At 42.4% G+C, this 1,082-nt stretch carries 1 protein-coding gene; it reads left to right on the top strand.

The features are described from left to right. Positions 1-787 precede the first annotated feature (787 nt). The gene (locus NB504_RS10425; protein WP_258428852.1) at positions 788-1,072 is read left to right on the top strand and encodes a YciI family protein; all 285 of its coding nucleotides are present in this window, start codon (positions 788-790) and stop codon (positions 1,070-1,072) included. Positions 1,073-1,082 lie beyond the last annotated feature (10 nt).

Here is a 1,082-nt window from a genome sequence, read left to right as displayed (position 1 = left end):
TTCAAGACAGTTCCATGATTATCTTTTCAGCAATTTTTCTGGTACTAAAGTGCGTTTTACATCACGTTTGCAGGTTAGTTCTTTTGCAGCGGGAACAGCATGCTAACAAACGGCTCAAGAGGGATTGCCAACGCATGGCGACTTTGGTGCAAAATTGAAGTTCAGTGTTTACGGTGTATTTTTTGAGTCCGGCGGTGCGTTGTCAACCCCTTAGCCGGGCGTTATGCAACTCAGGTAAATTTAGGGGTTCAATCTTTTGGGATTTCTCCGGCCATTCGTTTTGTGTTGTCGGCAAATGAGCATTTTTACCCTAAAATTCGTAGTTTACTCAAGCCGTAAAACATGCAAGTTTCTTTGTTTGCCTCAATCGGTTTTAGCGTTGGCGCGTTGTAAATTTTGCGTGCGCAAAGTGTGGGAAGGGCAAGTTTATCGAGCATTGTTCACTTGCTGAGTGTTTCGCTCGTTGAGTTTTCCTGATTCAAAAGCTTGGTTGGTTGTTGAAAGGTGGACTTGGTTTTGGCGGCTCATTTATCACAGTTCTTGCTTGGGTTGATTCTTGAATCACTCAACCATTGCAATTGTGGCTTTTGGTCGTGTAAATTCAGTTTATCTCATTGAATTTGCATAACAAACGGCTCAAGAGGGATTGCCAACGCTTGGCGACTTTAGTGCAAAATTGAAATTCAGTGTTTACAGTGTGTTTTTTGAGTTCGGCGGTGCGTTGTCAACCCCTTAGCCGGGCGTTATGTGCCACTGTACTTTAGCGCAAAAAGTGTAAGGAGAATGTATGTTTATCGTGTCTTTGACTTATCAGGTGCCTCTAGAGAAAGTCGATGTTTTTATTCCTGAGCATGTCGCTTATCTCAATGAACAATATGCAAAAGGTCACTTTGTTTTATCTGGGCGCAAAGAGCCAAGAACTGGTGGTGTAATCATTTCTACCATTAGTGACCGAAACAAGCTTAATGACGTACTGGCTGAAGACCCTTTTTATCGAGAAGGTTTAGCAAGCTATGAAGTAACAGAAATCGTGCTAACTAAGGCGTCAGAAAAGCTAGAATTCCTAGTTTAGTATCTGGCAC

It is taken from the genome of Vibrio sp. RM-69-4, assembly GCF_024743775.1.
GTDB classification, from domain to species: domain Bacteria; phylum Pseudomonadota; class Gammaproteobacteria; order Enterobacterales; family Vibrionaceae; genus Vibrio; species Vibrio anguillarum.
The sequence above is the reverse complement of the archived record's forward strand: the minus strand, read 5'-3'. Positions and strand labels throughout refer to the sequence as shown.